This window comes from Enteroscipio rubneri (genome assembly GCF_002899715.1).
Lineage (GTDB): Bacteria > Actinomycetota > Coriobacteriia > Coriobacteriales > Eggerthellaceae > Enteroscipio > Enteroscipio rubneri.
Genome location: NZ_PPEK01000003.1, coordinates 47,534 through 60,698, shown reverse-complemented (window position 1 = coordinate 60,698; position 13,165 = coordinate 47,534). Strand labels below are relative to the sequence as shown.

Below are 13,165 nucleotides of genomic sequence, written 5' to 3'. Positions count from 1 at the left end.
AACCCAACGCAAAAGTGCCTGCTTACCTTCTGCTACCGCATATTGTAGGATGGCGGAAGAAACGACGCAACGGAACGGGAGAAACCCATGATCGCATCGCAAACGCAAGAAGCCGAGTGCGAACGTGCGATCGAGCAGGCGCGGGGGGGGGTTGCTCGCGAACGCCGAGCGCGTGCTCGTGGGCGCGGGGGCGGGGCTGTCCGCCGCCGCGGGGCTCACCTACTCCGGCGAGCGCTTTCACCGCAGCTTCGAGCCGTTCATCAGGCGCTACGGCGTGACCGACATGTACTCGGCGGGGTTCTACCCCTTCCCGTCCGAGGAGGACCGCTGGGCCTACTGGGCGCGCCACGTCTGGGCGAACCGCCACGAGCCGCCGGCGCTGCCGCTGTACCGCGAGGTGCTCGCCGCCCTCAAGAACAAAGACCTCTTCGTCGTCACCACGAACGTGGACGGGCAGTTCGAGAAGGCGGGCCTTGCGCCCGAGCGGCTGTTCGCCGTGCAGGGCGACTACGGCCTCAACCAGTGCGCCCGCGGCTGCCACGACGGCCTCTATCCCAACCGCGAGCTGGCCGAAAGCATCCTCGCGGCGGCGCGAGAGGACGGCGACCCCACACGCGCGCCCAACGGCCTCGTGCCACGCTGCCCGGTATGCGGCGGGCCGATGACGGTGCACGTGCGCGTGGACGGGAGCTTCGTCGAGGACGCGGCCTGGCGCGAGGCCCAAAAGCGCTACCTGCACTTCGTCGAAAGGATGCACGGGAAGCCCGCAGTGCTCCTGGAGCTGGGCGTGGGATGGAACACCCCGAGCGTCATCCACCTGCCCTTCGAGCGGCTCTCGGCGCTCGCCGGCGCGCCGCTCGTCCGCATGAACCGCGACGACGCGCGTGTGCCCGTGAGCGGGGCGGGCCTGCAGGGAGACATCGCCGAGCTCTGGCCGCTCGTCGCGCCGCGCGGGGCTTGAGCGACGTCGCAGGCGCGGAATCCGAGGACACGGCCCTCGAACAGCCCCTGTCCCGCCGCTCGCCTACCGCCGCTCGGGCGCGATCGGCTTCTTGGCCGGGCCGTCGAACACCGCGCCGTCGGAGCCGAAGCGCGAGCCATGGCAGGGGCAGTCCCAGCTGCCTTCCGCATCGTTGTGCGCAAGGCAGCATCCCAGATGTGAGCAGCGGCGCCCTCCCTTCACAAGGTTCGAGGCGGATACACCCAGATTCGTGAACAGATCCTCTGTCATCATGGAGCGCTGCGGCGAGAACAGGTCCTCGACGGGGCTCTTGCCGGTGGTTATGAGATCGGTTATCGTGTGCGCCGCAAGGAACGACCCGGTCATGCCCCACTTGTTGAACCCCGTGGCCACGAACTGGTTCGGACGCCCGCGTCGATGGACGCCGATGTAGGGCAGCTTGTCCAGGCTCATGCAATCCTGCGCCGCCCAGGCGAAACGCTCTCTGCCGTCCGGATACGCGATGCGGGCGAACTCGCGCAGCGCGGCGAAGCCCTCATCTGGTCTCGGCCCCTCCCCCGTGCGATGGCCGCCGCCGCCTAAAAGAAGGGAGTCACCATAGGTGCGGAACGACAGGCCGCCGTCCGCGCCGATGAACATGCCGTCGACCGGCGCTGCCTCGCGCAGCGCCAGGACGTAGGAGCGCACCTGGTGAAGCTTCATGAAGTAGAGGCCGGGCACGTTAACCAGCGGATAATGCGTCGCGAACACGATGTAGTCCGCCGTGATCGTCCCGCGCTTGGTGCGGGCCGTATTGCCCGACACCTGCTCGACGAAGGTTTCTTCATACACGTCGAGCAGGGGCATGAGCCCGCAGAGGAGCTTGAGGGGGTTGAACTGCGCTTGCCGCTCCATCCCGAGTGCGCCCCTGTTCGCAAGCGGCAAGGGCGCGTGCTTCAGCACATGGTGCGGGATACCCAGCTGCTCGTACACGGCGCGCTCGCGCTCCAACGGCTCGGTCGAATCCTGCGCGTACACGTAGGCGGTCCGCTCCTCGAAGTCGCACGGCACCTCGGAGGCGAGTCGTCGGAGCCCGTCGACGGCCGCCTGGTTGGCCTCGTAGTACCTCCGGGCCTTCTCGATGCCGTCGAACTTGACCAGGTGGTCGTAGATAAGTCCGTGCTGCGCGGTGACCTTCGCCGAAGAGCCGCCCGTCACGCCCGATCCCACGTGTCGGGCCTCCGCCACGGCACAGCGGTATCCGGCTTGCTTGAGCAGGTAAGCGCACAGCATTCCCGCCATTCCGCCGCCGATCACGAGCACGTCGACGGAGACGTCCCCGTCCAACGTCTTCACGACGCCGTCCGGCCGTTCCGCGTTCGCTTCCCAAATCGAGGTCATGGGCCCGCCCTTTCGTCCGCTTCCGTTCGCGCATGTCCAGCAAACGGTACCCGACGGGGCGGATTGCACGAGGGCTCTGCATGCAAGCGTGGACCGGCCTTGAACGAACGGTTGCCTGTTTGCAAGGCGCGAGCGGGCAGGAGCCCGCCCCTAACCGATCAGCTTGGAAGACTCCACCTGCTCGACATACCAGGTCATGAAACGCGCGAGCGGTTTGCGCAGCACGAGCCCTATGAGCGCGGCCGGAATGATGAACAGCGCGAGCAGCCCCATCTCGATCCAGAAGTCGTTGCCGTATACGCCGAACATCGCAGCCCGCATCGCGTTCACCACATGCGTGGCCGGCAGCCACGGGCTGATATTCTGGATGAACGAGGGAAGTATCTGCAACGGGAACGATCCGCCACAACCTGTCACCTGGACGATAAGCAGCAGCACCGCCACCGCCTTGCCCAGGTTCGCGAATGCCGCCACAAGCGCGTAGATGAGGAACGTGAACACGAGCCCCGCAAACCAGAAGCACAGCATGAACAGCACGGACTCGGCCACCTGCACCTGTAGGAACAGCAGGTTGCCCAGGCCCATGACGGTCGTCTGCAGAAGCGACAGAAACGCCATGATGCCGAAGCGCCCCAGGAACAGCTCTCGGGGCCGCGGATCGTCCAGACCTTCCCGCACGCGCTGCGAGACGGCGGGCTTCACCGCCACGAGAATGAGCAACGAGCCGATGAACAGGGCGAGCGTCGTGTACAACGGAGCCATAGCCGATCCGAAGTTTTCAACCGGGAACACGGCCGTACGCTCGATGCACACCGGGGCGGCGAGCGCCTTTGACAGAACCTGCGCGTCCGAGCCGAGCACCTGGCGCAGGAAGCTTGCGTCGCCCGTCGCGAGGGCGCGGTCGATATCGTCCGCCAGCGCCCGCAGGCCCTCCGCGGACTCGTTCATCTTCCCGATGGCCGCATCGATCTTCTCCGACGCCTCGCCCAGCACCGAGCCGACCGATCCGGCCGAATCGGCCAGGCCCGAACCCGATGCGCGCAGGTTGTCCAGGCCCCCGCTCACGATGCCCGCAAGGTCGGCCGCGCGGTCGGCGAAATCGCGCAGCGCCGGTTTCAGATTGGCATCGTAGTTGCTCTTCAATTCGGCGACGTTCGAGCGCGCCTGGTCGGCGAGGGCCTTGACCTCTTCGCGCTCGGCCTGCGCGTCGTCGTTGCCCGACTCCAACTTGTCGGCGGCCGTGCGCAGGTTGTCGCGCATGCCCTCTTCCAGCGCTATCAGCGCGTTCATCCTCGAGATGACGGCGTCGAGCGCCTCTTCGTACTCCGGGGGAATGCTCCCGTGCATCTGATCGAGCTCGCCCACGATGCTTTGATACTGCGCGATATGCCCGTCGAGGGCGTCCGCCTCGTCCCGCATCCCCGCGGCGCTCTCCTGGGCCCCCGTCGAGGCGACGTCGAACAGCTCGTCCACCGATCCGGACACGGCGGAGAATCCCCGGCTGCTCGCCTCGAGGGCGCGCGAAAGCTCCTCGGCCGACTCCTTGAGCGCCGAGGCCATGTCGGAAGCCGACGAGCCCCCTTGCGACGCCGTTGCACCGAGACCGTCGACCTCGCGCTGCGCGGAATCGATGAGCTTCGCGGAGTCGCAGACGAGCGATCGGGACGTATCCGCGAGCGAGGCGTACAGGCCCAGGACCGACGCCATGCGCCCCACATCGTCGCCCATGCTGCGCACGTGGCCCGCGACGGCCGCGATGCGCCCGTCCATGTCGGCCTCGTCGGCGTACTCGGACAGCGACTTGGCGACGTTCAGCGCTATCTCCGAGAGCGTTTCCACGAACACTTTGTTCACCTGGTACGATACCGTATCGGCACCCTGATCGGTGATCTTGGGGGCGATGGCGCTCTTCTTCTCGTTCGAATAGTAGACGATGCGCGCATGCTGCACGTCCTCGGAATAGAACGTGAGCATGTCCCGGCTGAAGCCCTCGGGGATGACCACTGCCGCATAGTACCGGCCCGAGCGCGCCCCGTCCACCGCATCCTCCTCGGTGGTGAACGTCCAGTCGATCTCCTCGTTGGCGCGCAAAGCCGATACCACCTGCTCGCCGATGTTGACGCGCAAGGGGATCAGGTCGCTCTCGTAGCCCTCGTCCACGCTGGCCACGGCCACGGTCAGGTTGCCCGTGTTGTCGAACACGTTCCAGCAGGCGATGACGTTGTACCAGGTGAAGATCGACGGCATGACCACCAGCCCGATGGCGATGATGACGCTCATCGCGTTCGAGAACAGGTGCTTGAAGTCGCTGCGCACGAGGCGGACGATGTTACGCAAGCCCATCGCCCCCCTTCGGATCGCCCGCCGGATCGACGGACAGCCGCTCCATCTCGTTGCGCGAGGACCCCAGCTTCAAAAGCCCCTCGTCGGTCATGCCGTCGAGCTTCATCTGCCGCTCGAAGCTGTCGCGCAGGCTCTCCACCACCACGAGGAACACGAACACCGCGACCAGCCAGACGAGCCATGCGGTGAGCAGCTGCACCTTCTCGGCGGGCGTGAGCGCGAACAGCGCCGCCAAGGCGATGGGCACCGCCAGGCCGAGGGCGACGGACCCCCTGATGAGGCGCGGGTACCAGCGCGAGAAGCGCTCGTAGCGCCGGCTCAGCTCTTCCCGGTACTCCTCTTTACCCGACAGCGCCTTGAATATCTGGGAGAAGCGGTACGGGCGCGCTGGGATCTCGACGTCCTCCCCGTTGAAGATGCCGCTCTGCCTGACCTGGCCCGCCACCATCCGGTTGACGTTCGCCATGAGCGGGTGCACCAGAACGCCCAGGGCCATGAACAGCGCGAAGAAGAACGCCAGCATGCCCAGCGCATCCGCGTACTGCGTGCCGTAGAACCCGCAGATGGCCTCGCGCATGGCCTCGATGCCGTACGTGAAAGGGAACAGCGGGTAGACCGTCTGGAAGAAGCTCGAGGTCATCTCGATGGGATACAGCCCCGTCGCGCCGGGTATCTGTGCGAACACCAGCACGATGCAGATGCCCTTGCCGATGTGCTGCAACGTGACCGAGAGCGCGTAGATGATGCTGAGATAGGCGAGCGAGGCCACGGCGGCCGCGAAGAAGAGCGCCGGCACGTTGACCGCCTGCACCCCGATGAACAGCACGCCCGCGCAGCAGATCACCGCCTGGAGCACGGCCATCCCCGCAAGGAGCAGGAAGCGGCCCAGATAGCGCTGGGTCACGGTGAGGTTGCGGATGCCCTCGCCGTCCACCTCCTGCTTCATGATGACGAGCAGCATGAAGGCGCCGATCCAGAACGTGAGGTTCATGAACAGCGGGGCCATGGCCGAACCGTAGGCGTTCAGCGGGTAGAGCTCCTCGGTGACGAGCTCGGTGGGCGATCCCATGAAGTCGGCGACTTTCGACGCGTCGAGGCCGTCTTCGCCAAACGCCTTCACCAGGGCATCGGACTCGCTCAGGGCCAGCACATCGGTCAGCACGGTGTCGAGCCCCTGCTCGAGCCCCACCAGGATGCCGTCGGTCTGGCAGAGCGCCTCTTTCGCGTCGGCCATCGTGGAGGACAGCTGGTCGAGCACGAGTTCGGCCTGGTCGATGAGGAGGCGCTGGTTCGACACCGCGGTTCCCAATGCCGCCGCAGTCGTCCCCATCCGGGACAGGCTGCCGTTGATGGCCGGTATCGTCGTGCCGAACAGCACGTCCGAATACCCTTGGGCCTCTTCGGTGGCGTTCTGGACGGCCGTATCGAGCGCGCCGCTCGCCTGCGAGACAGCCTGGGAAAGCTCCCCCGCCCCTTCGTTGGCAGCGGTCAGGCGCTCGAGCGTTTTCTGAGCATCGTCGGCGCGCTGATCCAGCTCGTCGGCGACCGCGAGGATCGACTCCTTGTTCGAATCGGTATCGGGCAGCGCCTCGCCCTGCTCGCGCAGGTACACCGCGAGCGCCCTGTTCTCGTCGACCATCGCCTGGCCCTGCACGATGGCCGTCGAGATGGCGGCCCGCGCATCGCCGACATCGCCGACGATTCCCGCCACCGCGCCGTTGGCCTTCGAGGACGTTGCCGAGGCCGCGAGCAGGCTCTGATTGACGGCCGGCATCGCCGAAGCCGAGAAAGAGGAGAGGCCGCTTTGCAGCTGGGACGTCAGGCCCGATACGGTATCGAGGGTCTCGCCTGCGGTCTCGACACCCGACCGGGCGCGCTCGAGCGCGCCCTTCGACTCGTCGGTCTTGGCCTGCGCCTGATCGGTGGCCGACGCTATCCCCGCGATCGATTCGCGCGCGTCGGTTATCACCTGCGTCGCCTCCCCCAGCTTGGAGGCCGCCTGGGAGCGGGACGCGTCCAAGGCGGTGCGCGAGTCGGCGAGCGCCTGGTCGATCGCATCGGCGGCGACGTCGCTCACCGTGGAGACGAACGTGGAGTTGATGGTCTCGTCGAGGGTGCTGGCGCCCGTGTCGGTTATCTTCGGTGCCACGGGGCCGGTTTTCTCGTTCACGAAGTATTCGATCTCGGGCTTCGAGAACTCGCCCGTGGTCAGGGAGAGCAAATGCTCGGTGAAGTCCTCGGGGATGACGAACACGGCGTAGCTCTTCCCCGCCTCGAGCTCGGACAGGGCGGTGCCCCGGTCGGAGAACGTCCAATCGAGCTGGTCGTTCACGCGCAGCTCGTCAACGATGAGATCGCCCACGTGGAGCTCGCCGGTCAGCTCGCTCGAACCGCCCGCGTCCTCGTTCACCACGCAAACGCGCAGGTTGCCCGTGTTGTCGTATGGATTCCAGAAGCCCACGACGTTGTACCAGGTGTATACCGAAGGCAAGACGAGCAGTGCAAGCACCACCACGAGGGCTGGCGGCACATGGAGCAGGCGCAGGACATCGCGCTTGAGCACGCGCAAAACGTTCCCCATGCCTTACCGCCCCCTTTTCGCAACCGCTTGAAACAACCGGGCAATCATACCCCTCCTGAGAGAAAACGCCAGGCATCCGGTGCGTTTTGAACGGTTTCTCCTCATGGCAGGCGGAAAGACGGGCAGCAAGGTCATGCTCTCGCGATCCCGACGGCGCGCAGCACAGCGCGATGGAGAACGCCGTTCGGCCCTCCGAACCAAGCGGCGCCCGGGAAGGATCCCGGGCGCCGGGGAACTTGGTGAGGGAGGGGCGCGCCGCCGCGCCTTTACGCCGCTAGGCGCTTCGCGATAGCGAGGATGAAGTCGCGGGTGGAGAGCTTCACCGGGTTCGGCAGCGTGGTGATGAGAGCGAGGTCGCCCGTCATCTCGCCGGCCTCGATGGTGTCGAGCGTGGCGCGCTCCAGCTTGTCGGCGAATGTCACGAGGTCGTCCAAACCGTCCAGCTCGCCGCGCTTGCGCAGCGCCCCCGACCACGCGAAGATCGTGGCCACCGAGTTCGTGGACGTCTCCTCGCCCTTGAGGTGCTTGTAGTAGTGGCGCTGCACGGTGCCGTGCGCGGCCTCGTACTCGTAGTACCCCTGCGGGCTCACCAGCACCGACGTCATCATGGCGAGCGACCCGAACGCGCTGGACACCATATCGCTCATCACGTCGCCGTCGTAGTTCTTGCACGCCCAGATGAAGCCGCCGTCGGCCTTCATCACGCGCGCCACCGCGTCGTCGATAAGCGTGTAGAAGTACTCGATGCCGGCTTCCTCGAAGCGCGCGGCGTACTCGGCATCGTAGATCTCCTGGAAGATGTCCTTGAAGCGGTGGTCGTACTTCTTCGAGATGGTGTCCTTCGTGGCGAACCAGATGTCCTGCTTCACGTCGAGGGCGTACTCGAAGCAGCTGCGCGCGAAGCTCTCGATGGACGCGTCGAGGTTGTGCATGCCCTGGGCGATGCCGGGACCGTCGAACTCGTGGACGAGCTCGCGCGTCTCGGTGCCGTCAGCCGCAGTGTACACGAGCTCCACCGTGCCGGGACCGGGCACGCGCAGCTCCGTGTTTTTGTACACGTCGCCGTAGGCATGACGGGCGATGGTGATGGGCTTGACCCAGTTGCGCACGCACGGCTCGATGCCCGCCACGGTGATGGGCGTGCGGAACACGGTGCCGTCGAGCAGGGCGCGGATGGTGCCGTTGGGGCTCTTCCACATCTGCTTTAGGTCGTACTCGTCCATGCGCGCAGCGTTCGGCGTGATGGTGGCGCACTTTACGGCCACGCCCAGGCGCTTGGTGGCCTCGGCGGAATCCACGGTCACCTGGTCGTCGGTGGCGTTGCGGTGCTCGAGGCCCAGGTCGTAGTACTCGGTCTTAAGATCGACGTACGGGCAGATCAGCTCGTCCTTGATCATCTGCCAGATGATGCGCGTCATCTCGTCGCCGTCCATCTCCACCAGCGGCGTGGTCATCTGAATCTTCGCCATTGTCAGCCTTTCGTCATCGTGCGACATGCAGTCCCGATCGCATGAGCGCGAGCATGCCCCTCTCCTCTGTGCACGTCTATGATACCGTTGAAATGTTCCGAAAGAGTAAAAACACGCGTCGATTCCAGCGCACGGCACCAACTCGCCACATCGCCTTGGTTCCCGCGGCGCGCTGACAGACGTTGTCGCCCCCCTTGCGCAGACCGTTCGACGCCGACGCGAGGGCAGCCGGAAGTTCGGGAGACCGAGGGCCTTCGCACGACTTCATGATAGAATTCGTTGGGATCAAATCCGGAGCTGCGTCGTTCGCGCGTACAAGCCGGACTCGTAAAGCCGACGAAGACGGGAGTACCATGATCAAGGAACTGGTCAAAGACGAGGCAATCCTCTCGCAGCCCTGCGACGCCGCCACAGCAAAGGACGCGCAGGTGGCGCAGGATCTGCTCGACACGCTGGCATCGCTCGACAACGCCGCCTGCCTGGCCGCCAACCAGATAGGCGTCTCCAAGTGCATCGTCGCTTATCTCGACGAAAACGACCAGCCTCATGTCATGTACAATCCTACACTGAAGCTGGCCCTGGGAGCGTTCAAAGCGGAAGAGGGCTGCCTTTCCCTCGAAGCCGACTCCAAGGTGACGCGCTTCGCCAAGATCAAGGTCGCCTACGAGGAGCTTGCGGAGGGCGAACTGCAACCGCGCAAGCAAGATTTCACCGACTGGACGGCGCAGATCATTCAGCACATGATTGACCACTGCAAGGGCAAGCTCGTCTGAGGGCGCACCGGTCGGCATGAGTCCGTCATCGACATCCAAAAGATCGCGTGCAAAGCGGCAGCAGGAGCTGCTCGAGCGAATCGAACGGGCGCGCACGCTGCTGGAAGGCGCGGACCGTGTGCTCGTCGGTGCCGGAGCGGGTCTGTCCGCGGCGGCCGGACTGCGCTACGACGGCGAGCGCTTCCATCGCGGTTTCGCGCCCTTCATCGAACGCTACGGCATGACCGATATGTACTCGGCGGGATTCTACCCCTTCCCTTCGGAGGAAGACCGCTGGGCCTACTGGGCGCGGCACGTATGGGCCAACCGCTACGAGCCTCCTGCGCTGCCCCTGTACCGCTGCCTGCTGGAGGCGATACACGGAAAGGAATGGTTCGTCCTCACCACGAACGTGGACGCCCAGTTCGAGAAAGCCGGATTCGATCCCGCGCGCATTTTCGCCGTCCAAGGCGACTACGGCTTCAACCAGTGCGCGCGAGGCTGCCACGACAGCCTCTACCCGAATCGAGAGCTCGTCGAGGACATCCTCGCGGCGGCGGACGAAGGCGACCCGACGCGGGCACCGAGCGGTCTCGTTCCGCACTGCCCCGTGTGCGGCGGGCCCATGGCAGTGCACCTGCGCATCGACGGTGCATTCGTCGAAAACGCCGCCTGGCATGACGCTCGGGAGCGCTGCCTGCGCTTCGCGGAAGGCGTGCGCGACGAACGCACCGTCCTGCTGGAGCTGGGCGTCGGATGGAACACGCCCTCCATCATCCGCCTGCCGTTTGATCGCCTGGCCACGTCATGCGATGCACCGCTCGTGCGCTTGAACCGCGACGATGCGCGCGTCCCGGATGGCAGAGAGGGCCGCGCTGCGGGCTTGCAGGGCGATATCGCCGAGCTCCTCCCTCAGATACTGCCTACACCTGGAACTGCGACGGACGGATAGCGCCCCGAACGCAGGACACCCCCGATCGCTCCCGAACGCCCGGCGACTCTCATGCCGCCATCGAACGCTCCCGATCAGGCTTCTGCAAGCTCCTCTGCGAAACCGGCTCGGATACGCAGGAACACGGCCTCGCCCTCTTCCTGCGTCGCGTCGAGGTCTACGTCCGCCACGATGGCGAAGTCGTGGTCGCCTTCCGGATCGCTGAATATCTGGCGCACGCGCCACCTGCGCTCGGTCCGCTCGTCCGACTCGTCGATGACGAAGTAGGCCGTCGAGCGCGCATCTGCATCGAGCAGAATGTCTTCGTGCGCTTCGCGGTACGCCTCGAGCGCCTCGCGCCAGCGCTGCTCGCCGAATCCCCCGTCCTGGTCGAGCCTGCCGAGCTCTTCGATCTCGCCGCGCGCTGCAAGCCGCACGCGCCTGAACAGCGCATTGCGCACGAGCACGGTGAGCCCCCGCCGATCGCGGACAACCTCGTCCGCCGCCAAATGAGGCGCGGCGGCCGTGCCTGCGCCCTCCCATTCGTCCATCAGGCTGGAATCCACCGAACGCACGACGAATCCCAGCCATGCGACCACATCGTCCAGACGCTCGTCGCGCTTATCGGCGGGGACCGTCCGGTCGAGCACGCGGTAAGCGTCGGACAGGTAGCGCAGGAGCGTCCCTTCGGATCGCGCGATCTTGTAACGGCCCACGTAGGTCTTGAAGTCCGAGGCGGTCTCCAGCATGTCGCGCAGCACCGATTTGGGCGCCAGCTCGAAATCGCGCGCCCAGGGGACCTCGCGGCAGTAGCGCACGAACGCCGCATCCAGCAGATCCTCGAGAGGTTTGGGGTACGTGATCTCGGCTATCCTCTCAAGCCGCTCCTCGTATTCGACCCCGTCGGCCTTCATCTCCGCCATCGCCTTCTCGCGCGCCTGGCGCTCTTGGGCACGCAGCACCTGTCGCGGATCCTCGAGCGTGGCCTCGGCGAGCGAGATGACGTCGAGCGCGTACGTCTCCTCCTGCGGATCGAGCAATTCGAGCGCAGCCAGCAAAAATGGTGAAAGCGGCTGGTCGAGTGCGAAATCCTCCGGCACGTCAATCGTGGTCACGTACTCGGTCGCACCCCCTTCACCTTCGAAACGCTCCACGACACCCGCCGTAATGAGCGTATCGAATATCTCGTCGGCGCGCACGGCGAGCGCCGCCTTCTCCTCGGGCGGCTGGGCCGAGTCCTCGACGAGGCGCCGCACCCGGCTGAAGGCATCGCCGCCCTGCACCACTTCGGAGAGCACCATCGAGTGGGTGATCTTCATACGCGGCTTGAGCGTTTCCGGCGCGGCTTCGATAAGGCGCTGGAACGTCTGCCTGTTCCACGAGACGAACCCCTCGGGAGCGCGCTTCTTCTTGATCTTCCTCAGCTTCTTCGGATCGTCCCCCGCCTTGGCGATAAGCTTCGCGTTCTCGATGTCGTGCTCGGGCGCAAGGGCCGCCACCATGCCCTCGGTATCGAAGCCGGATCTGCCGGCCCGCCCGACGATCTGATGGAACTCGCGAGCGCGCAGGCGGCGCATCTTCCGTCCATCGAACTTCGTGAGCGCCGTCAGCACCACGGTATGGATGGGCACGTTGATGCCCACGCCGAGCGTATCCGTGCCGCATATGACCGGCAGCAGGCCCTGTTGGGCGAGCTTCTCCACGAGCAGGCGGTAGCGTGGGAGCATCCCCGCATGGTGCACGCCCACGCCACTTGCCAGCAGGCGTTTGAGCGTCTTGCCGAACGCCGTGGTGAAGCGCGTGCCCTTCACGGCCTCCTTCACAGCCTCGCGCTGCTCCTTGGTCGCCACCCCGTAGCTCGCAAGCGACTGGGCGGTTGACAGCGCCGCATCCTGCGAGAAATGCACGAGGTACAGCGGCGCCTCGCCCTTGCGCAGCGCGAGCTCCACCGTGCCCTCGAGCGGCATCTCCACGTACTCGTATGCCAGCGGTACGGGTCGCGGTGCGTCGGCGATCACGTCAACCTGGACGCCCGTACGCTCCCCAAGCGACTCCGCAATCGCTCCTACGTCCCCCAACGTTGCGCTCATCAGCAGAAACTGCGTCTTCGGCAGCGTGAGCAGCGGCACTTGCCACGCCCACCCCCGATCGTAGTCGCCGTAGAAGTGGAACTCGTCCATGGCGACGCAGCCAACATCGGCGCGCTCCCCTTCTCGAAGCGCCTGGTTCGCTAGGATCTCGGCCGTGCAGCAGACGACGGGCGCCTCGGCGTTTATGTGCGCGTCGCCCGTGATCATGCCCACGTTCTCGCGCCCGAGGACGTCCACCAGATCGAAGAACTTCTCGCTCACAAGCGCCTTGATGGGCGCCGTGTAGTACGACCTGCGCCCGGTTGCCATCGCCATGAAGCACATTCCAAGAGCCACGAGCGACTTGCCGGAACCCGTCGGAGTACCCAGCACCACGTGGTCGCCCACCATGAGCGCCATGAGGGCCTCTTCCTGATGCGGCCACAGCTCGATGCCGCGCTCGGCTGTCCAGGCAAGGAAGCGATCGAGCGCCTCGTCGGCCGTCGCCCAAGGCTCCGGCTCGGCCCCTTCCTCCTCGGGTTCCCACCACGCGGGCGAAAGCCTGCCGAGCGAACCGTGGGTGTATGCGCCGCCTTCGGCTTCGCCGGGGGCAAGCATGCTGCGGCCGCCCTCGCCGAGCGCCGTCGTTTCGTCTGCCTCTTGTTCTGCCATGGACGGG

8 protein-coding genes are annotated in these 13,165 nt (G+C 65.8%); 3 read left to right on the top strand and 5 right to left on the bottom strand.

The window, feature by feature from the left end; genetic code table 11:
- The first annotated feature begins 151 nt into the window (after positions 1–151).
- Complete coding sequence (locus C2L71_RS04180; protein ID WP_103264521.1) at positions 152–961, top strand: SIR2 family NAD-dependent protein deacylase; 810 nt, start codon at positions 152–154, stop codon at positions 959–961.
- Positions 962–1,024: 63 nt separating this feature from the next.
- On the opposite strand, the gene C2L71_RS04175 is transcribed toward C2L71_RS04180, so the two are convergent.
- The 4 genes from C2L71_RS04175 to C2L71_RS04160 form a co-directional block, all read right to left on the bottom strand.
- Complete coding sequence (locus C2L71_RS04175) at positions 1,025–2,341, bottom strand: FAD-dependent oxidoreductase (protein ID WP_103264520.1); 1,317 nt, start codon at positions 2,339–2,341, stop codon at positions 1,025–1,027.
- 150 nt (positions 2,342–2,491) lie between these two features.
- Positions 2,492–4,684: a YhgE/Pip domain-containing protein gene (locus C2L71_RS04170; protein WP_239926331.1), complete on the bottom strand. Its 2,193-nt coding sequence runs from the start codon at positions 4,682–4,684 to the stop codon at positions 2,492–2,494.
- The gene (locus tag C2L71_RS04165; RefSeq protein WP_103264519.1) at positions 4,671–7,265 is read right to left on the bottom strand and encodes a YhgE/Pip domain-containing protein; all 2,595 of its coding nucleotides are present in this window, start codon (positions 7,263–7,265) and stop codon (positions 4,671–4,673) included. Before C2L71_RS04165 ends, C2L71_RS04170 begins: the two co-directional genes overlap by 14 nt.
- Positions 7,266–7,531: 266 nt before the next feature.
- Complete coding sequence (locus C2L71_RS04160; protein ID WP_103264659.1) at positions 7,532–8,734, bottom strand: NADP-dependent isocitrate dehydrogenase; 1,203 nt, start codon at positions 8,732–8,734, stop codon at positions 7,532–7,534.
- A gap of 353 nt (positions 8,735–9,087) precedes the next feature.
- On the opposite strand from C2L71_RS04160, the gene C2L71_RS04155 reads away from it, so the two are divergent.
- Both C2L71_RS04155 and C2L71_RS04150 read left to right on the top strand, forming a co-directional pair.
- Complete coding sequence (locus C2L71_RS04155) at positions 9,088–9,507, top strand: peptide deformylase (RefSeq protein ID WP_103264518.1); 420 nt, start codon at positions 9,088–9,090, stop codon at positions 9,505–9,507.
- A gap of 16 nt (positions 9,508–9,523) precedes the next feature.
- The gene (locus C2L71_RS04150) at positions 9,524–10,438 is read left to right on the top strand and encodes an SIR2 family NAD-dependent protein deacylase (protein ID WP_103264517.1); all 915 of its coding nucleotides are present in this window, start codon (positions 9,524–9,526) and stop codon (positions 10,436–10,438) included.
- A gap of 74 nt (positions 10,439–10,512) precedes the next feature.
- On the opposite strand, the gene C2L71_RS04145 is transcribed toward C2L71_RS04150, so the two are convergent.
- Positions 10,513–13,158 carry a DEAD/DEAH box helicase gene (locus C2L71_RS04145; RefSeq protein ID WP_187143258.1) on the bottom strand — a complete coding sequence of 882 codons (2,646 nt, stop codon included), beginning with the start codon at positions 13,156–13,158 and terminating at the stop codon, positions 10,513–10,515.
- Positions 13,159–13,165 lie beyond the last annotated feature (7 nt).